The 22,989-nt window shown below is 62.8% G+C and carries 18 protein-coding genes; 5 read left to right on the top strand and 13 right to left on the bottom strand.

Features of this window, described 5'->3' with window-relative positions:
* Positions 1 to 29 precede the first annotated feature (29 nt).
* The gene (locus tag J7548_RS15515; protein ID WP_290975909.1) at positions 30 to 779 is read right to left on the bottom strand and encodes a glucose 1-dehydrogenase; all 750 of its coding nucleotides are present in this window, start codon (positions 777 to 779) and stop codon (positions 30 to 32) included.
* 203 nt (positions 780 to 982) lie between these two features.
* Between J7548_RS15515 and J7548_RS15510 the strand changes: the two genes are divergently transcribed.
* Positions 983 to 1,864 (top strand): LysR substrate-binding domain-containing protein, encoded by an 882-nt coding sequence (locus J7548_RS15510; RefSeq protein WP_290975906.1) that lies wholly within the window; start codon positions 983 to 985, stop codon positions 1,862 to 1,864.
* Positions 1,865 to 2,033: 169 nt separating this feature from the next.
* Here J7548_RS15510 and J7548_RS15505 read toward each other — a convergent pair whose 3' ends face one another.
* From J7548_RS15505 to J7548_RS15460, 10 genes are all read right to left on the bottom strand, one after another.
* On the bottom strand, positions 2,034 to 2,591 hold the full coding sequence (locus J7548_RS15505) for a winged helix DNA-binding protein (RefSeq protein ID WP_290975903.1): 558 nt from the start codon (positions 2,589 to 2,591) through the stop codon (positions 2,034 to 2,036).
* 157 nt (positions 2,592 to 2,748) lie between these two features.
* Complete coding sequence (locus tag J7548_RS15500) at positions 2,749 to 4,404, bottom strand: methyl-accepting chemotaxis protein (protein WP_290975900.1); 1,656 nt, start codon at positions 4,402 to 4,404, stop codon at positions 2,749 to 2,751.
* A 196-nt stretch (positions 4,405 to 4,600) separates the two neighbouring features.
* Positions 4,601 to 5,677 carry a porin gene (locus J7548_RS15495; protein ID WP_290975898.1) on the bottom strand — a complete coding sequence of 359 codons (1,077 nt, stop codon included), beginning with the start codon at positions 5,675 to 5,677 and terminating at the stop codon, positions 4,601 to 4,603.
* A gap of 203 nt (positions 5,678 to 5,880) precedes the next feature.
* Positions 5,881 to 6,474: a hypothetical protein gene (locus J7548_RS15490; RefSeq protein ID WP_290975895.1), complete on the bottom strand. Its 594-nt coding sequence runs from the start codon at positions 6,472 to 6,474 to the stop codon at positions 5,881 to 5,883.
* Between the two features lie 93 nt (positions 6,475 to 6,567).
* A complete protein-coding gene (locus J7548_RS15485) occupies positions 6,568 to 7,347 on the bottom strand; it encodes a putative hydro-lyase (protein ID WP_290975893.1) in 780 nt (259 codons plus the stop codon).
* Between the two features lies 1 nt (position 7,348).
* On the bottom strand, positions 7,349 to 8,056 hold the full coding sequence (locus J7548_RS15480; protein ID WP_290975891.1) for an ABC transporter ATP-binding protein: 708 nt from the start codon (positions 8,054 to 8,056) through the stop codon (positions 7,349 to 7,351).
* A complete protein-coding gene (locus tag J7548_RS15475) occupies positions 8,056 to 8,769 on the bottom strand; it encodes an ABC transporter ATP-binding protein (protein WP_290975888.1) in 714 nt (237 codons plus the stop codon). The genes J7548_RS15480 and J7548_RS15475 overlap by 1 nt, the downstream gene beginning before the upstream one ends.
* Positions 8,766 to 9,800, bottom strand: a complete 1,035-nt coding sequence (locus tag J7548_RS15470; RefSeq protein ID WP_290975885.1) for a branched-chain amino acid ABC transporter permease — start codon at positions 9,798 to 9,800, stop codon at positions 8,766 to 8,768. Before J7548_RS15470 ends, J7548_RS15475 begins: the two co-directional genes overlap by 4 nt.
* Positions 9,801 to 9,830: 30 nt before the next feature.
* On the bottom strand, positions 9,831 to 10,697 hold the full coding sequence (locus J7548_RS15465) for a branched-chain amino acid ABC transporter permease (protein WP_290975882.1): 867 nt from the start codon (positions 10,695 to 10,697) through the stop codon (positions 9,831 to 9,833).
* 149 nt (positions 10,698 to 10,846) lie between these two features.
* Positions 10,847 to 12,133: an ABC transporter substrate-binding protein gene (locus J7548_RS15460; RefSeq protein ID WP_290975880.1), complete on the bottom strand. Its 1,287-nt coding sequence runs from the start codon at positions 12,131 to 12,133 to the stop codon at positions 10,847 to 10,849.
* 697 nt (positions 12,134 to 12,830) lie between these two features.
* On the opposite strand from J7548_RS15460, the gene J7548_RS15455 reads away from it, so the two are divergent.
* Positions 12,831 to 16,457 carry a hydantoinase B/oxoprolinase family protein gene (locus tag J7548_RS15455; protein ID WP_290975877.1) on the top strand — a complete coding sequence of 1,209 codons (3,627 nt, stop codon included), beginning with the start codon at positions 12,831 to 12,833 and terminating at the stop codon, positions 16,455 to 16,457.
* A gap of 102 nt (positions 16,458 to 16,559) precedes the next feature.
* On the opposite strand, the gene J7548_RS15450 is transcribed toward J7548_RS15455, so the two are convergent.
* A complete protein-coding gene (locus J7548_RS15450; protein WP_290975874.1) occupies positions 16,560 to 17,456 on the bottom strand; it encodes an alpha/beta hydrolase in 897 nt (298 codons plus the stop codon).
* 156 nt (positions 17,457 to 17,612) lie between these two features.
* Between J7548_RS15450 and argA the strand changes: the two genes are divergently transcribed.
* The 3 genes from argA (at position 17,613) to J7548_RS15435 (ending at position 22,208) form a co-directional block, all read left to right on the top strand.
* Complete coding sequence (gene argA, locus J7548_RS15445; RefSeq protein ID WP_290975871.1) at positions 17,613 to 18,929, top strand: amino-acid N-acetyltransferase; 1,317 nt, start codon at positions 17,613 to 17,615, stop codon at positions 18,927 to 18,929.
* A gap of 87 nt (positions 18,930 to 19,016) precedes the next feature.
* A complete protein-coding gene (locus tag J7548_RS15440) occupies positions 19,017 to 19,289 on the top strand; it encodes an oxidative damage protection protein (RefSeq protein ID WP_290975868.1) in 273 nt (90 codons plus the stop codon).
* 162 nt (positions 19,290 to 19,451) lie between these two features.
* Positions 19,452 to 22,208 carry a pitrilysin family protein gene (locus J7548_RS15435; RefSeq protein ID WP_290975866.1) on the top strand — a complete coding sequence of 919 codons (2,757 nt, stop codon included), beginning with the start codon at positions 19,452 to 19,454 and terminating at the stop codon, positions 22,206 to 22,208.
* A gap of 85 nt (positions 22,209 to 22,293) precedes the next feature.
* Here the strand turns inward: J7548_RS15435 and rpiA are convergent, their stop codons facing one another.
* Entirely contained in the window at positions 22,294 to 22,965 is a 672-nt protein-coding gene (gene rpiA, locus J7548_RS15430; RefSeq protein WP_290975864.1) for a ribose-5-phosphate isomerase RpiA, read from the bottom strand.
* Between the last annotated feature and the right edge of the window lie 24 nt (positions 22,966 to 22,989).

Here is a 22,989-nt window from a genome sequence, read left to right as displayed (position 1 = left end):
CTGATGTCGTGAAATCCGGCAACGCCGGCTTAGTGAATCAACATGCCGCCATTCACATCGAGTGTGATGCCGGTGCAGTATTGGGAAAGGTCGCTACCCAGGAAAACACAAGCGCCCCCGATATCATCAGCACGGCCCAGACGAGCCAGGGGAATGGTCTCGGCGATCTCGGCTTTCTTTTCTTCGCTCAACTTGCCCTTGATGATGTCGGTACCGATCAGGCCGGGAGCGATGCTGTTGACGCGGATTCCATCAGGGCCGAATTCACGCGCCATCGCGCGTGCCAAGCCCAGTACGCCGGCCTTCGCCGCCGAATAATGCGGGCCGCCCAGGATGCCGCCGCCGCGTTGCGCAGATACGGACGAGATGCAAACGATGGATCCGCTCTTTTGCTTTTGCATCGCCGGCAAAACCGCCTGCGACATATACATCGTGCCGCGCAGGCTCACGTCCAGAATACGGTCGTAGTCCTTGCCGGTAATTTCCAGGGTCTTCACCGGCTGGGTAATGCCGGCGTTGTTGATGAGGATGTCGATGCGGCCGAATTTGGCCAGCGTAGCGGCGGCGGCGACGTCGCACGACGCCTTGTCGGTGACATCGGCAACCAGACCGAGATGCCCTTCACCCAGACGAGCGGCAGCTCCGGCAGGGTCCGCTTGTTCCAAATCCAGGACAACCACGCGGGCGCCATGCGATGCCATCAGGCGGGCAGTGGCGAATCCGAGACCGTTGATACCTGCACCGCCGGTGATGACGGCGACTTTGTCCTTGAGCAGCATGAAATACATCTCCAGTGAGTTGGTGTTTGTTCGATGGAACACTGGAGAGCAGCAGGCAATTACGCGCGGCAACGCGGCTCTGTGGGCCGCTCACATGTCTCCTTTTGTTCTGGATGCGAATGTTCACCCTTTCACCACATGACAGCAAGAGAAGTTTTGTCATGGTAAAGTGATGATCTGTCATCTTATGAATAAAACCCCAAATGGCAACGCTGCCTCCCCTCCCAAATCTTCAGGCATTCGAAGCTGTCGCACGCCGAAAAAGCTTCGCTGCGGCGGCAAGCGAGTTGCATGTCACCGCTTCGGCAGTCAGTCACCAGGTAGCGAGGCTTGAAGCATTTTTGGGAGTTCGATTGTTCGAGCGCAGCTCTCATGCGGTGCTCATTACCGATGCCGGCGAAAGCTTTCTGGCGCGAGTGCAAGGAGCGTTATCGGCCATTACTGCCGCATCCATGGACGTCAGGCAGGGGGTGAGCAAGAGCCTCTATATCCATTCGGCGCCGAGTATTGCCAGTCTCTGGCTGATGCCGCGACTGAATGACTTTGCCAGGTCTTATCCCGAGATTTCATTCAATCTGTCTGCGGCACATACCCCCAGCAACTTCGAACTTGGAGAAGCTGACATCGATATCCGATATGGCATCCCCAATTGGCCAGGCCTGCAGGTCGAACCACTGTTCGAGGAACGGATCGTTCCTCTGGCAAGCCCGGCTTTCATTGAGGAAAATCGATTGCGAAAGCCCGAAGATCTTCTCGGCGTGAAGCTCATTCGGAGCAATGTGAGTGTGGTGCAATGGGCCGATTGGCTTGGGGAATTCTCGAAAGCGAGGCCGCCTGAACAGTTCCCGGTGCGTTTCGACCGCGCTCAAATGTCTCTCGATGCCGCGACGCAAGGTTTGGGAGTCGCCTTGGAAAGCACGACGATGGCCGCGCAGCACATCAAGGAAGGAAAACTGAAGCCAGTGTTCGGATTGGCAAAATGTATCCGTGTCAACGCTCACTTCGCGGTCTATCCGGCACACCACTTAAAACGCCCCGCAGTCGAAGCCTTTTTAGGCTGGCTGCGCCAACAAGCGACAAGCTAAAAACCTGTGGATGGGATTGCCGTGCGCAAAACGCTGCCGACCGCCTGAAAGAGCATTTGAAAGGGAATTTGAACGGCCCCGGACGAGATTGTGAACAGGTCCTTAGCGGGCCGGATGTGCGCTTCCTCAGGATGAAGGGCTTCGGCGCGCCGGAGCTGGCCGCCGGGCCTTACATCGACGTCGCCGAGCGCGCCGCCTGTTCGTAGAGACCCGACAGCACCCGCAGGAAACGGGCCAGCTCTTCCAGTTCATAACTTTCGGCGTTGTCGCCGGTCAGGCTGGAAACCAGCAATTGTTCGCGGATCTCGTAGTAGCGCTTGCACAAGGCCTGCCCCGCTTCGTTGGTCGAATAGAGCACTTCCTTGCCGCGGCGCTCGGTGCTGACCAGCCCCAGCGAATGCAGTTTCTTGAGCGAGTAGTTGACGACGTGGGTATCTTCGATGTTGAGGATGAAGGCGATGTCGGCCAGCTTCTTTTCCCGCGCGCGGTGGTTGATGTGATGCAACACCAGGACGTCGGTGGCGGTCATGTCCTTCATGCCGGCGGCGGAAATGCAGCGGATCATCCAGCGGTTGAAGGCATTGCTGGCGATGATCATGCCGAACTCGAATTCGCTCAGCTCCTTGCTCCTCCCGGAAGCCAGGTGCAGCGAGGATACGATGGGTACCTTGCTGCCGGCGCTGGGCTGGGCAAAATTGGCTTTGGGGCTTTTCTTTTCGGTCGGCATGTTGGATTCAAAAAAAGAGGTTCTTACAAGACAAATACGGGATTTCCGGCTGCGGGCGATTCCGGCAAGCGGCGCGGGAATTTCCCGGGGGATGACCCGCGCCCCATATTAAACCCCATTTTCCACTCCCTTGGCACGCCGGCTTCCGCCGGAAAACCTACGGCGCCGGGCGGCCTTTGGCAGACGGCAACAACCCTCGCCTGCTGCTGCCGGACATCTTCAGCACCTTCAATTCGGCCGCTGCGCCATTACCGCCGGGATCGGCGACATCGGTCTTGAAAATCGACACCGCGCGCACCAGCGCCATCGACTGGTCGTGCATGGATTGCGCGGCGGCGGCGGCCTGCTCGACCAGCGCCGAATTCTGCTGGGTCATATCGTCGATCTGTTCAACGGCGTCATTGATCTGGCCGATGCCGGTGCTTTGCTCGTCACTGGCGGCGGATATCTCGACCATGATGTCGGCCACGTGCTTGACGCTGCTGACGATATTCTGCATGGTCTGCCCGGCCTGGTCGACCAGGATGCTGCCGGCATCGACCTTCTTGACCGAATTCTGGATCAGGCCGGCGATCTCCTTGGCCGCCGAAGCGCTGCGTTGCGCCAGGCCGCGCACTTCGGCCGCGACCACCGCGAACCCGCGCCCCTGCTCGCCGGCACGCGCCGCTTCCACGGCGGCGTTCAATGCCAGAATGTTGGTCTGGAAGGCGATCCCGTCGATCACGCTGATGATCTCCACAATCTGGCGCGAGCTGTCCTTGATTTCCTTCATGGTATTGACCACCTGGGTCACCACCTCGCCGCCCTCGGTCGCCGCCTGCGAAGCGTTGAGCACCAGCAGGTTGGCCTGGCGGGCGTTTTCCGCGTTGTGGTTGACGGCATCGGTCAGTTCCATCATGGAACTGGAAGTTTCTTCCAGGGTGCTGGCCTGCAGCTCGGTGCGCGCCGACAGGTTGGCGTTGCCTTCGGCGATCTCGCGCGCCGCAACCGAGATGGCGTCGGAACCGTCCCTGACCTGGGTCACGGCCCGCACCAGCCCGTCGCGCATGTGCTGCAACGCGGCCAGCAGCTTGCCGGTCTCGTCCTGGCTGATGCTGTCCACCCGGACCGACAAGTCGCCTGCCGCGACCCGTTCGGCGATATTGATGGCCGCGTTCAGCGGCCGCGTGATACTGCGCATCACCGAATAGCCGACCAGGACCGCCAGCACGGTGGCGATGGCGGCCATGGCCGCCATCAGCATGCTGGCGGCGTTGGCCACCTTCTCTGCTTCGCGCCCGCCCTCTTCCATCCTGCCGCCCTGGTAGGCGATCAGCTTGTCCAGCGCCTTGAAATAGGCGGCCTGATACGGGCCGATCTCAGGCAGGATCAGGTCGCGCGCCTGCTCCACTTGGCCGTCCTTGACGGCGGCCAGGAAATTGTTCAACACCGGGGTGTACTGGCCGCGCGCCGCGGTCACCGCCTGCAGCAGGCGGCTGCCATCCTCGGTAGAGGTGCTGGAGGCGAACTGCTTGAGCGTGGCATCGATCGTCTTGCCGGCGCGTTCGATGGTATCGAGCTCGCCCTTGATTTCGTCCACGGTGCTCATGAACAGCAGGTTGCGCATGCTGCGCGCCGTCTCGTCCAGCGCACTCTTGATATTGTTCGCCATGACGGTGCGCGGGTAATAGTCGTTGGCGATGTTACGTATGCTGCCGTTGATCTGGTTCAGGCGCAGCACGCCGATCGCCGTCAATGCCAGCATCAGCAGGATGACGATGCCAAAACCGATGCCAAGCCTTTTCCCGATGTTCAAGCCGCTCAATTTCATCATTTGATACCCCTTAGAAAACAGAAGTGCGGTATTGGCGCTCGCTGCTTGCCTGCGTCGTTCCGGCGCCTGGCCGGCGGCTCTCCTCAAGACCCGGAGCCGCCGGCAATCAGGCCCGGCGAACGGAAAAAAAGCCGGCCAGGGTTCCAGGGCCCCTGCCCGCTTTCCCCCTCAAGATTCCGCCCGCCGGAAAAAGCGACTAGAACGTATGGCGCATGCCGAAGTTCCAGGCGCTGTTACCCGAACCTGCTTCGATCGAGCTGCCCACCGCGTAGTTGGCGCCGTTCTTGTTGCGGATGTGTGCATAGGCCGCATACAGATCGGTGCGCTTGGACAACGAGTAGCGATAGCCCACGGCGTACTGATCGGCATCCTGGTCGCGCGATGTCTTGTCGTTCTTATGGATATAAGAAGCCATCACGTTATGCACCGAACCAAATGGAACCGTCACGCCAACCAGCAGGTCGGTGCTGTCGGTCGACGGCGTCGGCGTCGGGTTGCCGTAGAGGCTGGTGGTCTTGCGCAGCGGCGAGCTGTTGACCCCTTTGTCAATGCCGTACATGGCGTGCAGCTTGGCCACGCCAAAATCGTACGTGCCGCCCAGCAGCGTATTGCGTCCGGTGCTGGTTTCCGTCGTAGTCGTGTCGTTATTACGGCTGTGGAAACCCAGCTTCAGGGTCAACGGACCGTTCACGTAGCTTACGGCTGCACCCAGTTGGCTGGCGGCCTGGGTGTTGCCCGCCGTCTCGCCGAAGCCATAGGCGAATTCGCCGGTAAAGCCGGAGAAATTCGGTGTTTGATATTTGACGGTATTGTTCATGCGGCTGGCAGCGTCGCCGGTATTGGGCATCAGGTTAGCGGCGTCGCCCGCGTAGCCGGTGCCAAACGGATCGATGGAGGCCATCACCAGGTATTGCGGCGTGTATTGGCGGCCGACCAGCACCGAACCGAAGCCGCCGTTGAGGCCGACGTAGCTTTGGCGGCCGAACAATGCCCCACTCTGCCCGAGAGAACCATCATCGTTCTGGAAGCCGGTTTCCAGCAGGAACACGGCCGCCATGCCGCCGCCCAGATCTTCCGTCCCCTTGAAGCCGATGCGCGAGCCGCCGGTGATACCGCTTGTCAGCTTGTTGACCTTGCCCGCCGCACCGCCGGACTCGATCACGTAACCCGTATCGATCAAACCGTAGATCGTCACCGACGACTGCGCATGGGCTGGCATTGCCTGGATGCTTACCGCGGCAAACACCGCGGCAGCCAAGACTTTTTGTTTCATTGGAACTCCCCAATTAAATTGAAACTGCATCACACCAAAAATCGCTTACCGGCGAAGTTCTTGCGCGCGTCCCCTTGACCGATATGCGCCTGCTCTCCCAGGCGGCAATGGAATTGGCCAATTCCATTGCCGCCCTCCGGGAGGACTACCGGGCGCGCAGCCTGCATTCCGGCCGCGCGCCGCCATCCTTGCTTGCGGCCGCCTCACGCGGCCGATACCATCCGGCCATGACGCACACCGAACGTGTCGCTCCTGAATTCCTTGAGAAAGGCGAACGACGGATTGGATTCGCCGATGAAGCCGAACGACGAATCCAGCACCTTCGGCGGCAGCCACGGATACGGCAGGAACGACTGGACCGTCTGCAACAGATCGCCGGCAATATCGGCCACCAGCACCATGTGGTCGATGCTGATGTGCATTTCCCTGGCGCGCCATGCATCCCCGCCATGCCGGTTGAACTTCCAGTCGTAATATCCGCGCCCGATGCGCAACGACGCGCTGTCCTCCTCGCGCATCAGCACCAGCCATGGCAACCGGTCGATACGGTCTTCTTCCGGCGCCAGCCGGTCGCACACGTAGTACGTGCGGCATTGCGTAAACCGCCGGGCAAAATCCGTGACCAGGGTCTGCGCGATGCCGTCCGCCCCGACTACCTTCGGCGGAAAGGCCACCGCGTTTTCCGAAGTCGAGATGCTGAGCACCGCATCCGGCTCGTAGATCTCATGTACCAGCGAAGGGCAGCATTTGTCTTTCGCATAGACGTACGCTTCCAACAGGGATTTATGCGTGAACATGAAAATCCTCGGTTCATGGCGGACATGCCGCCGTTAAGGTTGGGATGGCAGCCGGCCGCTGCCGCGGCCGCCGCGAAAGGAGCGCTTACATGGCTATTCGTTGAGCTGGTCGGTCACGAACATCTTGCCCGGCTGATGCGTGATGCAAAACGGCAGCTTGCTCAGCTCGGCAACATACTGCGGCGTAACGCCGCAGGCCCAGAACACCGGCAGCTCGTCGCCCATGATCTCGACGGCGTCGCCGAAATCGGGGCGCGCCAGGTCGGCGATGCCGATGGCTTGCGGATTGCCGATATGCACCGGCGCCCCATGCACCTGCGGCAGCCGGGCCGTGATTTCGACGGCGCGGGCGATATCGCGGCTCTTAATAGGCCGCATGCTGACCACGGCGTTGCCCTTGAAACGCCCGGCCGGCATGCACGGGATGGTGGTCTTGTACATCGCCACATTGCGCTGCTGCTCGATATGCCGCAACCGGATGCCGCCGTCGACCAGGGCGCTCTCGAAGGAAAAACTGCAGCCGATCAGGAAGCTCACCAGGTCGTCGCGCCAATAGGCGGCAATATCGGTGACCTCCCTCTTGAGCACGCCGTCCTCGAAGATGCGGTAACCCGGCAAGTCGCTGCGCAAATCCGCGCCCGGCGTGCCGCGCGGCTCAAACCGACCGGCTTCCAGCACCTCCACCAGGGGGCAGGACTTGGGATTGCGCTGGCAGAACAGCAGGAAATCGAAAGCGTATTCCTTCGGCACGATCATCAGGTTGGCCTGGACATGGCCATCGGCGTAGCCGGCGGTCGGTCCGGTGAAATCGCCCGACCGGCATAACGCGCGCAACGCGGCGGCGGGGTTGTTGGTGACGGCATACGGCTTCATGTCAGAGCCCTCCAAGATAAGCCTTCTTGATGTCTTCGTTCTGCAGCAAATCGTGCCCGCTGCCTTCCATCACGATGCGGCCGGTCTGGATCACGTAGCCGTAATGCGCGATGGCCAGCGCCTTGTGCAGATTCTGCTCCACCAGCAGGATCGACACGCCCTTGGCATTGACCTGCTGAATGGTGTCCAGCACCTTGGTCACGAACTTGGGCGCGATGCCCCACGACGGTTCATCCAGCAGCAACAGGCGCGGCTTGGCCATCAGGCCGCGGGCGATCGCCAGCATCTGCTGCTCGCCGCCGCTCATGGTGCCGGCCAGCTGGTGGCGGCGCTCCTTGAGGATAGGAAAGGTGGCATACATCTCGTCGATGGAAGCCTTCACCTCCTCGCCATCGGTGCGCGTGTAGGCGCCCAGCTCGAGGTTGCGCTGCACCGTCAGGCGCGGGAACAGGCGCCGCCCTTCCGGCACCAGCGACAGGCCCAGCTTGACGCGGTCGAACGACGGGATCTTGCCGATGTCGTTGTTCTCGAACACGACCTGGCCGGCATCGGGCTTGTTCAGGCCGGCGATGGCGCGCAAGGTGGTGGACTTGCCGTTGCCGTTGCCGCCGACCAGCGCCACGATGCTGCCGGCCTTGACTTCCAGGTCGACCTTGGACAAGGCCAGCACGCCGTCATAGCTGGCGCGTAGATTTTTCACCTGCAGCATCATTCGTCTCCCAGATAAGCGGCAATCACATGCGGGTCGTTGGATACATCCTGCGGCGGGCCGTCGGCGATCTTCTTGCCGTAGTCCAGCACCACGATCTGGTTGGCGATCGGCATGATCCCTTCCAGGACGTGCTCCACGATCAGGCAGGAAATCCCCTGGTCGCGGATCTTCAGAACCACATCCACGGTCTCGCGCACTTCGGTCGGGTTCAGCCCGGCCATCACTTCATCCATCAGCAGCAGCTTGGGCTTGACCGCCAGCGCGCGCGCCACGGCCAGCCGGCGCTGCTCGCTGATGGTCATGCTGCCGGCAGGCTTGTCGGCGAAGCGGCCCAGGTTGACGAAATCCAGCAGTTCCTGCGCGGTGCGGCGCACGCTCGCCACCTTGTGGTCGTTCAGGAAGGCGCCGACCATCACGTTCTCCAGCGCCGTCATGCTGGTGAAGGTGCGCGCGACCTGGAAGGTACGGCCGATGCCGACGCGGGCGCATTGCTCCGGGTTCATGCCGGAGATCTTCAAGTCTTCCAGCCAGATGTCGCCGGTGGTCGGCGGCGAATAGCCGGCGATGCAGTTGAACATGGTGGTCTTGCCGGCGCCGTTGGGACCGATCAGGCCGACGATCTCGCCCGCCTGGACCGTAAAGGAGATATCCTGGTTGGCGGTCAGCCCGCCGAATTTCTTGTAGACGTTCTCGACGCGAAGCAAGCTCATTTGCCTTCCTCCTTGTTTGCTTTGGCCGCTTTGCGGCGGGCGAAGACGCTCCGGACGTAGCCGACGATCCCGTTCGGGTAGTACACCGAGATGACGATGATCAGGCCGGCATAGATGATCAGGTCGGTGCCGCGGCCGGTGCCGCCGAACAGGGTGCGGGTGCCCTCTTCGATGAAGGTCAGCATGCCGGCGCCCACCACCGGGCCGAACAGGGTGCCGACGCCGCCCAGGATGGACACCAGCGCCATCTTGATCGAGATGCCGGTGCCCAATACCGAGGCCGGGTCGATGTAGAGCTCCTTCTGCGCGTACAGGCTGCCGCCCATGGCGGTGAAGAAGCTGCTCACCATGAATGCGATCTGCTTGTACCTGGACAAGCTCACACCCAGGCTGCGCGCGGCATCGGGTTCGTCCTTGATGGCCCGGAAGTAGTAGCCCAGGTAGCTGCGCTCGATGAAGGCATTGGCCAGCAGCGTCGCCAGCAGCAGGCCGAGCGCGATGTAGTAGTACGGCTCCTTGGCGCCGAAGATCATCTTCGACCAGCCTTCCTCTCCCATCGGGATGGTCAGGCCGACGGCCGCGCCGGCGAAATCCCAGTTGGTGAAGATGATCTGGATAATCTCGGCCACGGCGATGGTGGCCATGGCGAAGTAGTGCCCCTTCAAACGGAAGCAGGACCAGCCGATGACCAGGCTCATGGCGGCGGCGATGACGCCGCCGGCGAGCATGGCGATCCACGGGTTGATGCCCCAGATCGAAAACATGATGGCCGAGGTATAGGCGCCGATGCCGTAGAAAGCCACGTGGCCCAGCGAGACCTGGCCCGCATAGCCGCCGACGATGTTCCACGACACGCCAATCTGCGCGGCCATCAGGATCAGGATGGCCAGGTTCAGGTGGGTCGGCGAAGTCACGAACAGCGGCAGCGCCACGGCCAGCGCCAGCAAGGCCGCCAGCGCCACGCGCATCTTGTTCGCACCGGCGCCGGAAGGAGGCGCGGTCATGAGCAGGCTGGATGTATTTTTGAGCATAATGTCCTCTTCTCTAAGTCGGTGGCGCGCTCAGGCTTTGCCCATCAGGCCCTGCGGACGGAACATCAGCATCCCCAGGAACAACGCCAGCACGATCAGCATCTTGTATTGCGGCCCCAGCAGGAAGCCGCCCATCACTTCGATCAGGCCGACCAGGACACCCGCGATCAGGGCGCCGACCACGCTGCCGAAACCGCCCAGGTTGACCACCACGAAGGCGATGAGGATGAAGTTGGCGCCGACTTCCGGAAAGATCGGGAAGAAGGTCGACAGCAGCGCGCCGGCCACGCCGGCGCAGGCGGCGCCGATGCCCCAGGCCAGGGCGAACATCTTTTGCGAATCGATCCCCATCAGCTGGGCCGCTTCCTTGTCGGCGGCGGTGGCTTCCAGCGCCGCGCCCAGCCGGGTACGGGTCAGGAACAGGTAGATCGCGCCGGTGACGACGATGGCGCCCATGCCGGCGGTGAGCTGGGGCATGCCGATCTGGATGCCGGCGATCGACACCTGGCCGCTCACCATCGAATTCTCGATGGTGCGGAAGTCGGCCTTCCAGAAGAATTGGGCAATGCCGCGGAACAGGATCATCAGGCCGAAGGTGGTGAAGATCTGCGACACCATCGGCGCGTTGGTGATCTTGCGGATCACCAGTTTGTACAGCAGGGCCCCCAGCGCGAACAGGAACAGCGCCGTCAGCGGCAGGGTGAAGATTGGATCGAGCGCATACAGCGCGAACAGCCAGAAGCTCGAATACATCCCGAACATCAGGAATTCGCCGTGCGAAAAATTGACGATGTCCATGACGCCGAAAATCAGCGTCAGGCCGATGGCCACCAGCGCATAGATCAGCCCGATCAACAGGCCCGACGCCAGCGTCTGGATCAGAATATCCAAAGACATGAGTTTCCCCTCAAACGTACTTTCACGCACCGCCTGGTCGGTCGTCTGCGATGAAGGTTCTTCCGTTGGGAGGCCGCCCGCCCGGCCGGCCTCCCGTTTCCGCATGACGCGGGTATGCGGCGCGGATCACGCGCCGGTCGCTTGCGCGCTTACTTGCGCTGCTCCCACTTCGGCATCGGCCACACCACATCGCGCGTAGCCAGGTCGAACGGCCACACGGTGTAGTACTTGCCGTTGACGATCTGCAGCAGGATCCCCGAGCTCAGGACGTTCTGGCCGTGCTCGTCGAACTTGATGCCCTTCCACGGCATGATCAGCTTGTCGCCGGGGATGTTGGTCTCGGCCAGCGCCTTGCGGATCGCTTCCGCATCGGTCGAGCCGGCGCGGTTGATGGCGTCGGCCAGGGTCATCAGGCCGGTGAAGGTGCGCGACGAGTTGCCGGTGAAATTGATCTTGTAGCGGCTGTAGAACAAGTCGTTGACCTGCTTGATCAGCGGGTTCTTGGCGGCCAGGTCGAGAGACCAGACGTCGCGGGTGATGATGTAGTCGGCATCCTTGCCCAGCGTCTTGACGAACTCGGTATCGATGAAGCCGGCATCGTTGGCCAGGATCATGTCGGGATTGAAGCCCAGTTCCTTATAGGTCTTCATCGACAGGATGGCGTCGCCCAGGTAGGACGACTGCAGCACCACCTGCGGCGCGGCCGCCTTCAGTTGCTGGACTTCGGAAGTCAGCTGGGTACTCTTGGCCGGGTACACCACGGTCTTGACCAGGTCGTAGCCGCGGTCCTTAGACAGCTTGGTTTCCAGCTTGGTGGTTTCATTGCCCCACAGGGTGTTTTCGTTGAAGGCGCCCAGCTTGCTGACCTTGATGCCCTTCTTGGCGTTGAGCTCCTTGAAGAACTCATAGAAGTTGGTCACGAACAGGTCGTCGTGCGCGGTGGTGCGGAAGAACCACTTGAAGCCGCGCTGGGTCAGCGATGCCGACGACGATTCCGGATTCAGGTAAGGCACCTTGTAGCGCTCGGCGATCTGGCTGGTGGTGGCGGTGACGTTGCTGAAATAAGCGCCCACCACGGCCACGACCTTCTCCTGGGTGATCAGGCGTTCGGCTTCGGTAGCGCCGACCTGGGGGTTGCCCTGGGAGTCGGCGAACACCAGCTTGATCTTGGCGCCCTTGAGCGCCGGCAGGCCGCCGCCGGCTGCGAACGGCAGGTTGGGCACGCCCTTGGCGCCGTTGTTGATGATGTCGGCCGCCAGTTCCAGCGCATCCTTCATTTCGGCGCCGGTGGAAGCCGCGGCGCCGCTCAGCGGATAGATGACGCCGATCTTGATTTCCTGCTGCTGCGCATGGGCCGAATAGGCGACCATGCAGAAAGACACGGCCAGACCGGCTTTCCTGACCATTTTTGCGCTGTTGGAGATGAAACCTAGCATGATGAGACGCTCCTTGTTGTATTGATTGACACCCAAAAATCCCCCACCGCATGACGCTTCCCAGCGGGAGCTACCCAAACCCCTGTTGCATGCTGCCTGGCGGCCTTCACCGAAATGAGGGCTGCAAGAAACCGCTCCGGACGGACGAACCCGCCGGACCTCTGCGCAGGGTTCGGACGCGACGGCACGGCATGCCGGCCTGTGCGTTTCGAACACTGCGGGTATTGCGCTGACTTCTATCGACTATCGGATTCAGGATTCTTGAGCAGGCCCTGCTTGTGTTGTTGCGCACCGGACAGCGCCGGCGCCCAGGGCTCGCTCGTCAATGGCGGCGGATGCATCGGTCGCATCCGCACCTTTTCATTTGCTTTTGTTTTCCATTTTTCGTCTCCTTTATTTTTTTGTTGAATCCTATATTTTTCATCGATAATATGTCAATAAATTATTCAAATATTTAAAACTTAATACCAACAAAATCGTCAACGAGTTATTAGCAAAGCACGTGCCAGCTTTTCCAGGGGAACACGTGGCAGGTCGCAAATGCAGTTGCAGTAAGGCTTTCAGGGGGAACAGGCGGAGTTGAGACAGCTTCCCCAAATCAGTACGCATCAATTTGAATGCACGGTTTACGTGCAAAACATCAACGATTCATTAACAAAATGCACTTATAAAAGTCATTTGGGAAAGGCAAGGAATCATGGAACAAGCTCAAACCTCATTGGGAGATCAGCGCTGGCAGTTCTGGATCGACCGCGGCGGCACATTCACCGACATCGTCGCGCGCCAGCCCGACGGCACGCTGCTCACGCACAAGCTGCTGTCGGAAAATCCCGAGCAATACAAGGATGCGGCAGTCGCCGGCATCAAGCGCCTGCTGGGCCTCAAGCCCGAGGAGGCGATCTCGGCACAGGTGGTGGAAGCCGTGAAGATGGGTACCACCGTGGCCACCAACGCGCTGCTGGAACGCAAGGGCGATCCGACCGTGCTGCTGATCACCAAGGGCTTCCGCGATGCCTTGCGCATCGCCTACCAAAACCGTCCGCGCCTGTTCGACCGCAATATCGTGCTGCCAGAGCTGCTGTTCGAGAAGGTGGTGGAAGTCGACGAGCGCCTGGGCGCCCACGGCGAGGTGGTGCAGCCGCTGGACACCGTGGGCGTGCGCCAGCAACTGGCCGCGCTGCACACGCAGGGCTACCGCGCGGTGGCCATCGTGCTGATGCACGGCTACCGCTATACCGCGCACGAGGAAAAGCTGGCGGAGATCGCAGCCGAACTCGGCTACACGCAAATCTCGGTCTCCCATGAAGTGAGCCCGATGATGAAGCTGGTCTCGCGCGGCGACACCACCGTGGTCGACGCCTACCTCTCGCCCATCCTGCGCCGCTACGTCGACCAGGTCGCCAGCGAGATGCACGGCGTACGCCTGCTGTTCATGCAAAGCAACGGCGGCCTGACCGACGCCCACCGCTTCCAGGGCAAGGACTCGATCCTGTCCGGGCCGGCCGGCGGCATTGTCGGCATGGTGCGCACAGCCGAGACCGCGGGTTTCAACAAGATCATCGGCTTCGACATGGGCGGCACTTCCACCGACGTGTCGCACTACGCCGGCGAATTCGAGCGCGAATTCGAAACCCAGGTCGCCGGCGTGCGCATGCGCGCGCCGATGATGAGCATCCATACAGTGGCCGCCGGCGGCGGCTCCATCCTGCACTTCGACGGCACCCGCTACCGCGTCGGCCCCGACAGCGCCGGCGCCAATCCGGGCCCGGCCAGCTATCGCCGCGGCGGACAGCTGGCGGTCACCGACTGCAACGTCATGCTGGGCAAGATCCAGCCGGCCTATTTCCCCAAGGTGTTCGGCCCGGCCGCCGACGAACCGCTGGACCGCGACGCCGTGGTGCAAAAGTTCACCGAACTGGCCGAGCGCATCTACCAGGAAACCGGCAACCGCCGCACGCCTGAGGAAGTGGCCGAAGGCTTCATCGAAATCGCGGTCGGCAACATGGCCAACGCGATCAAGTTCATTTCCGTGCAGCGCGGCCACGACGTCACCGATTACACACTGACCACCTTCGGCGGCGCCGGCGGCCAGCACGCCTGCCTGGTGGCGGACGCGCTGGGCATGACACGCGTGTTCGCCCACCCGTTCGCGGGCGTGCTGTCGGCCTACGGCATGGGCCTGGCCGACCAGACCGCGATGCGCGAACAGGCGATGGAACTGCGCCTGTCGGACGAATCGACCCGCCAGCTCGATGCCGAACTCGACAACCTGTCCGGACAAGCCACGGCCGACCTGCTGTCGCAGGGCGTGGCGCAGGGCCAGATCGACGTGATCAAGCGGGTTCACCTGCGCTACGACGGCACCGATTCGGTGATCGTGGTGGCCTTCGGCGACGTCGCGGGCATGGTGGCCCAGTTCGAAGCCGCCTACAAGAAGCGCTATTCCTTCCTGATGCCGGAAAAGGCGATGATCATCGAAGCCATTTCGGTGGAAGCGATCGGCGTTTCGGCGGACCGCGAAGAAAAACCTGAACAACTGCCGCTGCGCGAGACGCCCCTCGCGCCGGCCGAAACGGTCAGGCTGTTCTCCGGCGGCCAGTGGCATGACACCGCGCTCTACCGGCGCGAAGACATGCGCCCCGGCGACGTGGTGCACGGCCCGGCCATCATCGCCGAAAAGAACGCCACCAACATCGTCGAGCCGGGCTGGCTGGCCGAGGTCACGCCGCTGAACCACTTGGTGATGCGGCGCTACCAGGCCCGCCCGCAGCGCAAGGCGATCGGCACCAGCGCCGACCCTGTGATGCTGGAAGTGTTCAACAACCTGTTCATGAGCATCGCCGAACAGATGGGCCTGCGCCTGCAGAACACCGCCTTCTCGGTCAACATCAAGGAGCGCCTGGACTTCTCCTGCGCGCTGTTCGACGCGCGCGGCAACCTGATCGCCAACGCGCCGCACATCCCGGTGCACCTGGGCTCGATGGGCGAAAGCATCCGCACCATCATCCGCGAGAACGCCGGCAAGATGCAGCCGGGCGACGTCTTCATGCTCAACGATCCCTACCACGGCGGCACGCACCTGCCCGACATCACCGTGATCACCCCGGCCTTCGACAAGGACGGCCGCGAGGTCCTGTTCTATGTCGGTTCGCGCGGCCACCATTCGGACATCGGCGGCATCACGCCGGGTTCGATGCCGGCCAACAGCACGGTGGTGGAAGAGGAAGGCATCCTGATCAACAACTTCCAGCTGGTGCGCGGCGGCCGCTTCCTGGAAAAGGAAACGGTCGAACTGCTCAGTTCCGGCCCCTACCCGGCGCGCAACGTGGCCCAGAACCTGGCCGATCTGCAGGCGCAGATCGCCGCCAACCAGAAGGGCGTCGATGAGCTGCTGAAGATGGTCGACCATTTCGGCATCGATGTGGTGCAGGCCTACATGGGCCATGTCCAGGACAACGCCGAGGAAGCGGTCCGCCGCGTGATCACCCTGCTCAAGGACAGCGCCTATGAATATCCGCTCGACAACGGCGCGGTGATCAAGGTGGCGATCCGCGTCAACCACGCCGAGCGCACCGCGGACATCGACTTCACCGGCACTTCGGCGCAACTGAACAACAATTTCAACGCGCCCAGCGCAATCTGCATGGCGGCGGTGCTCTATGTCTTCCGCACCCTGGTGGACGACGAGATCCCGCTCAATGCCGGCTGCCTCAAGCCGCTCAACGTGATCATCCCCGAAGGCTCGATGCTCAACCCGCGCTATCCGGCGGCGGTCGTGTCGGGCAACGTGGAGACCTCAAGCTGCATCACCAACGCGCTTTACGGCGCGCTCGGCGTGCTGGCCTCGGCGCCCGGGACGATGAACAACTTCACCTTCGGCAACGGCCAGTACCAGTACTACGAGACCATCTCGGGCGGCTCCGGCGCCGGCCGCGGCTTCAATGGCACCGATGTGGTCCAGACGCACATGACCAATTCGCGCCTGACCGACCCCGAAATCCTCGAATGGCGCTATCCGGTGCGGCTGGAAAGCTATGAGATCAACCATGGCTCGGGCGGCGACGGCGAATGGCGCGGCGGCAACGGCGGCATCCGCAAGATTCGCTTCCTGGAGCAGATGACGGCCTCGATCCTGTCGAATAACCGCGTGGTGCCGCCATTCGGCGCGGCCGGCGGCGATCCCGGCAAGTGCGGCCGCAATTACGCCATCCGCAACGACGGCAGCGTGGAACAGTTGGGTTTCGTGGCCAGCACCGAAATGCAGCCCGGCGAAGTGTTCGTCATCGAAACCCCTGGGGGCGGAGGCTATGGCCCCGCGCGTTAAGCGCCCCCTATGTAAAGAGTAGTTCTCCCTGGTAGTTGGTGTGACCTTGCGGCATCCTCTCCGTCCTTGTGGCGGGGGCGATGCCGCTTTTTTACGTCCCTCTTATTTGGCTCGGGCCAGCATGGCTGCGATGAAACCCAGCATCTGCCCCATGAACTCTCTGCTCTCAGGCAGGAAATCGAGGAAATAAAAGTTGTGGGGAAGCCCCTTCCAAATCGAAAGCCGGACCTCCGTCCCGCTTGCCCTTGCCTTTTCCGCCGCCCGCCGGCTGTCGTCAAGGAGCAGCTCGGCATCGGACACATGGAAACTGATCGGAGCCAGCCCCGACCACTCCCCGAACAACGGCGACAGCTCGGGATGCTCCGGCGGCACGGCTCCCGCATATAGCTGCTGCGCCCACGGCCAGATGTTAGGCCCCAGCATCACATCGCGCCTGGCATTGGCGGCGATGGAAGGGCTTTGGGCGGTCATGTCGGTCGGCGCCGACAGCACGACGGCGGCGGCCGGCTGGGGGACTCCGCATTGCCGCGCGCGCATCAGCAAGGCCAACGCATGGGTGGCGCCGGCGGAATGGCCTACGATAACGATGCGCTGCGGGGCGGCTCCCGCCTGGATGAGCCCTTCATATACATTGAAGCAATCATTGAGGCCGTGCGGATATGGATACTCGGGCGCGAGGCGATACGGCACCAGCACGACCGGCAAACCGGAGCGCGCCGCCATCTCCCGGCAAAACCTCCGGTCCGTACGGGGCGCGCGCAGCACGAAACCGCCGCCATGCAGGTAGATGACGACGCCCCCTGAGGCCTCCCCGGCGCCGATCCACTCCACCGGCACGCCCCCGATCTCTTTGCGCTGGAACGGAACGCTTCTTCGCCCCAGCGATGCGGCCCGGTCGGCCAGCAGGAACCGGGCGCGTACGCGGGAGACTGAAGGCATGGCGCGCCAAAGCCGTTTGAACCAGAGCCTGAAGGCCAGGTTGACCAATAATTTTCTCATCGTGAGTGATTATTCCTGTTTCCCTGGCTAGGAGGGCATATTTATTACTTGCCGGGACTCGCCTCATCCGCCGCCCTTTGTACGCAATACCACAAACCTCGGCCGCGCCGGCCCGCTTGTCCACGCCGGGCGGCTGCGCTGGTTATAATGCGCGTCATGGAAAATCAGACCGAATTCGTTGACTGGCTGCGCTCAGTCGCACCTTACGTCCATGCCTTCCGGGGCAAGACCTTCGTGGTCGCCTTCCCGGGCGAGCTGGTGACGGCCGGCGCCCTGCAGGTGCTGGCCCAGGACCTGTCCCTGCTGCACGCGCTGGGCATCCGCGTGGTGGTGGTGCACGGTTCTCGACCGCAGGTGGCCGAACAGTTGGCGCTGCGCAACGTGGAGGCGCATTTCCACCCCAACGGCTTGCGCGTGACCGACAGCGCCGCCCTGGAATGCGCCAAGGAAGCCGCCGGCGAGCTGCGCCTGGATATCGAGGCCGCCTTCAGCCAGGGCTTGCCCAATACGCCGATGGCGCATGCGGCGATCCGCGTCATTTCCGGCAACTTCGTCACCGCGCGCCCGATGGGCGTGATCGACGGCGTCGACCTGCAGCTGACCGGCGTGGTGCGCAAGATCGCCGCCGACGTGATCCAGCCCATCATGAACGCGGGCGGCATCGTGCTGCTCTCGCCGCTGGGCTTCTCTCCTACCGGCGAAGCCTTCAACCTGACGATGGAAGACGTGGCGGTATCGGCCGCCATCGCGCTGCGCGCCGAAAAACTGATCTTCCTGTCCGAGACGCCGCTGATGAAGGATGCCGGCGACGCCGAGATCCGCGAGCTGTCGTCGCACCAGGCCGAGGCCGTTCTGTCGGCGGGCTTCCTGCCGGCCGATGCCGCCTTCTACCTCTCCAGCGTGGTCAAGGCCTGCAACGCCGGCGTATCGCGCGCGCACATCGTGCCCTTCGCCACCGACGGCTCGGTGCTGCTGGAACTGTTCACGCACGACGGTATCGGCACCATGGTTACCTACGAGAACCTGGAAAGCCTGCGCCAGGCCACTATCGAGGACGTGGGCGGCATCCTGAAGCTGATCGAGCCGCTGGAAGCCGACGGCACCCTGGTCAAGCGCGGCCGCGAGCTGATCGAGCGCGAGATCCATTACTTCTCGGTGATCGAGCACGACAACGTGATCTTCGGCTGCGCCGCGCTCTACCCGTTCCCCAAGGAACGCATGGGCGAAATGGCCTGCCTCACCGTCAACCCCGAGGTGCAGGGCCAGGGCGACGGCGACCGCATCCTGAAGCACATCGAGACGCGCGCGCGCGAAGCCGGGCTGACCAGGCTGTTCGTGCTCACCACCCGCACCTCGCACTGGTTCCTCAAGCGCGGCTTCATGCTCTCCGGCGTGAGCGACCTGCCGCAGGATCGCCAGCAGATCTACAACTGGCAGCGCAAGTCGCAGGTGCTGATCAAGAACCTGTATTGAATTTTTGCCGAACAGCGGACAGGCCCGACGCATGGAACGCAGGGCCGCCGCCGGCGGCGCAACAACCCAACCGAACAAGGAATCGACATGGCACGCATGGTCCACTGCATCAAACTGAACAAGGAAGCCGAAGGTCTGGACTTCCCGCCGTACCCGGGCGAACTGGGCAAACGCATCTATGAGAACGTCTCCAAGGAAGCCTGGGCCGCCTGGCTCAAGCACCAGACCATGCTGGTCAACGAAAACCGCCTGATGCTGGCCGACGCGCGCGCGCGCAAGTACCTGGCGGCGCAGATGGAAAAGCATTTCTTCGGCGACGGCGCCGATGCCGCCCAGGGCTACGTGCCGCCGAGCGAATAAAGTTCTACCCGCTCTTCGAAAAAGCGCCGCTGCGAGGCAATTCGTAGCGGCGCTTTTTTATTGACTGGCAAGCTCATGGAGCGGTTCTAATACAATGCCTGCTTTACCGCCCTTCCACCGCCACCATCGCAGGAGAAGAATTTGCCTTTCCCCGCATCGCGAATGTTCATCGCCGCCCTCAGCCTGTGCGCCACGCTGGCCGCGCTGCCGGAGCTTGCCCTTCCGTCCGCCCATGCCGCGGCAACCGCTCATGCCGCCCCGGCCGCGCTGCCGCCCGGCGTCACGCAAGGCCCGTCCGCCGAAGGCATCACCGAATACCGCTTCGCCAACGGCTTCAAGCTGCTGATGTTTCCGGACGATTCCAAGCCTACCGTCACCGTCAACATCACCTACCTGGTCGGCTCGCGCCATGAAAACTATGGCGAGACCGGCATGGCGCACCTGCTGGAACACCTGATGTTCAAGGGCTCGCCGAATTACCCGGCGATCCCGCAGGAGTTCAGCAAGCGCGGCATGAACTTCAACGGCACCACCTGGCTGGACCGCACCAATTACTACGAGACCTTCCAGGCCGGCGACGACAACCTGCGCTGGGCCATCGCGATGGAAGCCGACCGCATGCTGCATTCGAACATCGCCAGGAAGGATCTCGACACCGAGATGACCGTGGTGCGCAACGAGTTTGAAAAAGGCGAAAACTCGCCCACCAGCGTGATGCTCAAGCGCATGCAAAGCGTGGCCTACGACTGGCACAGCTACGGCCGCTCGACAATCGGCAACCGCAGCGACATCGAGAACGTCGGGATCGAGAACCTGCAGGCGTTCTACCGCACCTATTACCAGCCCGACAACGCCGTGCTGCTGGTGGCGGGCAAGTTCGAACCGGCCAAGGTGCTGCAATGGGTGAACCAGAGCTTCGGCCGCATGCCCAAACCCAAACGCACGCTGCCGCAATTCTGGACGGTGGAGCCGACCCAGGACGGCGAACGCCAGTTCACCATCCGCCGCAAGGGCGACATCCAGCTGGTGGCGGTGGCCTACAAGATGCCGTCCAGCCTGCACCCGGATGCCAACGCCCTGGCCTTTGCCGGCGCCATCCTGGCGGACACGCCCAACGGCCGCCTGCACAAGTCGCTGGTGCAAACAGGCCGCGCCAGCGCCGTCTACTATATGCAGCTGAACGGTGTGGCGCCGGGATTGCAGATCATCGCGGCGACGGTCAGGGCCGGCGCGGATATCGAACCGGTGAAGCAGGAGCTGATCGCCGCCATCGAATCCTTCGCCGCCACGCCGCCGACCGCCGAAGAGATGGAACGCCTGCGCCGCGAAAGCGCCAATGCCTTCGAAAAGCTACTGAACAACCCGCAGCAACTGGCGGTATCCATGTCCGGCGCCATCGCGCTGGGCGACTGGCGATTGCTGTTCGCCGACCGCGATAACGAACAGCGGGTCAGCCCGGCCGATGTCGCCGCCGCCGCGGCCAAGTACTTCCGCCGCGACAACCGCACCGTCGGCCTGTACCTGCCGGAAGACCAGCCGCAACGCACCGACGTGCCGCCCGCGCCGGCGGTAGCCTCGCTGCTGGAGCAATACCGGCCGCGCCCGCCGGTAGCCGCCGGCGAAGCCTTCGAACCTGCGCCCGGCAACATCGAACAGCGCACCACTCTGGTGGCGCCCGGCAGCGCTCCGCATACCGCGCTGAAACTGGCCCTGCTGCCGAAGAAGTCGCGCGGCGCCACGGTCTCGGTACGGCTGAACCTGAAGTTCGGCGATGAGAAAACGCTGTTCGGCAAGAAGTCCGTCGCCGGATTGACGGCCGCCATGCTCATGCGCGGCAACCGGCAGTTTAACCGCCAGCAGCTGGCCGACGAATTCACGCGCCTGAAGATCAGCGGCAACGTGTACAACTTCCAGACCACGCGCGACAACCTGGCGCCGGCCATCAGGCTGGTGGCCGAGGTGCTGCGCCATCCGCGCTTCGATGCCGCCGAGTTCCAGCAGTTGAAGAACGAAACCCTGGCCACGCTGGAAGCCTCGCGCAACGAACCGGAAGCGCGCGCAGCCGAAGCGGTGGCGCAGCACTTCAACCACTACCCGCCGGGCGACTGGCGCGCCCCGCAAACACTGGATGAACGCATCGCGGCAACCCAGGCGGTGACGCTGGAACAGGTGCAGGCCTTCCACCGCGACTTCTACGGCGCCTCCCACGGCGAGCTGGCGGTCGTGGGCGACTTCGATCCGGCCGCGGCGCGCAGCGCCATCGACGCCGGCTTCGGCGGCTGGGACAGCGCCGCGCCCTATGCGCGTGTGCTGTCGACCTGGGCCGACATCCCCGCCACGCGCCAGGAAATCAATACGCCGGACAAGGAAAACGGCGTCTACTACGCCCGCCAGAACGTGCGGCTGCTCGACAGCGATGCCGACTACCCGGCGCTGCTGGTCGCCAACTACCTGCTAGGCGGCGCCAGCCTGAAGTCGCGCCTGGCCGACCGCGTGCGGCAGCAGGAGGGCCTGTCCTACGGCATCGGCTCCGGCCTGCACGTGGGCGCCCTCAGCGATGCCGGCAATCTCTCGATACATGCCATCGCCGCGCCGCAGAACCTGGACAAGGTGGATACCGCCGTGCGCGAGGAAATCGCGCGGATAACCAGGCAAGGCTTCACCCAGGATGAACTGCTGCGCGCCAAGTCCGGCATCCTGCAGCAGCGCAACCAACAACGCGCGCAGGATGGCGGCATCGCCGGCGGCTGGACCGCGCTGCTGGACCTGGACCGCACTTATCTCTGGCAGCAGCAGCTGGACCTGAAGATCGCCGACCTGACGCTGGAACAGCTCAACGCGGCGGCGCGCAAATACTTCGATCCGGCGAAGATGAGCGTGGTGCTGGCGCGCGACGAAGCCAAGGCGGCGCAAAAGTAAACGATCAACGAAGCGAATCAAAAAAAGGCCGTGTCCATGGACACGGCCTTTTCTATTTTCTATAGCGGTACCCGCAGCGGAAAAATCAGAACGCCAGCTTCTTCACGCCTTCCGCCGTTCCCAGCAAGCAGACATTGGCGCCCTGGCGCGCGAACAGGCCGTTGGTGACCACGCCGACGATGTTGTTGATCTTGTCTTCGATCTCGGCCGGCTCCGTGATGGACAGCCCGACCACATCGATGATGTAGCAGCCGTTATCGGTCACCACCGGCTTGCCATCCTTGACGCGCAGGCGCGGCTCGCCGCCCAGCGCGGCCAGCTTGCGAGCCACGACCGCCTGCGACATCGGAATCACTTCCACCGGCAGCGGGAACTTGCCCAGCACGTCCACCAGCTTGGAGCCGTCGGCGATGCACACGAACTTCTGCGCCACCGAGGCGACGATCTTCTCACGCGTCAAGGCCGCGCCGCCGCCCTTGATCATGGCGCCGGCGGCGTTGATCTCGTCGGCGCCGTCGATATAGACCGGCATGGTCTCGACGTCGTTCAGGTCGAACACCTTGATGCCGTGCGAGCGCAGGCGCTCGGCAGTGGCTTCCGACGAGGCCACGGCGCCCTTGATGCGGTCCTTGATCTTGCCCAGCTCATCGATGAAGAAATTGGCGGTGGAGCCGGTGCCCACGCCGATGATCTCGCCATCGACCACGTATTCGATCGCGGCCTTGGCGACCGCCTGTTTCAGTTCGTCTTGCGTCATGATTTTTCAGTCAGGTTCAGGTAA

The organism is Herbaspirillum sp. (assembly GCF_017744395.1).
Classification (GTDB): domain Bacteria; phylum Pseudomonadota; class Gammaproteobacteria; order Burkholderiales; family Burkholderiaceae_D; genus Herbaspirillum.
Note: the sequence above shows the minus strand (reverse complement) of the source record. Positions and strands in the feature narration are given on the sequence as shown.